This window comes from Ruoffia sp. FAM 20857, assembly GCF_045528645.1.
Lineage (GTDB): Bacteria > Bacillota > Bacilli > Lactobacillales > Aerococcaceae > Ruoffia > Ruoffia halotolerans.
Map to the genome: position 1 here is coordinate 1 of NZ_JBGQRB010000139.1, position 255 is coordinate 255.

At 37.6% G+C, this 255-nt stretch carries 1 protein-coding gene; it reads right to left on the reverse strand.

Features of this window, described 5'->3' with window-relative positions:
- The coding region (locus ACEN4N_RS11580; protein WP_407090999.1) for a transposase at positions 1-229 on the reverse strand (229 nt) is incomplete at its 3' end.
- Positions 230-255 lie beyond the last annotated feature (26 nt).

The following is a 255-nucleotide window of genomic DNA, read 5'->3' on the forward strand; positions in this document are numbered from 1 at the left end:
TCCATAATTGTTTTAATTTGGTGTAATCACGCGGCCGGTTGTAACGAATCGTGTTCATGACTTTAATCCGATATCTGTTTAACGTATTATTCAATAATTGAACGATATGAAACCGATCGATGACAATCTCGGCATTCGGAAAAATGCGTTGTAAAAATAGATAATACGGCCCGTACATATCCATGGTGACGGTCTTGACTTGCATTCGAGCTTCATATGAATAGCGCATAAAATAATCTCTTAAAGCGTCTTGTG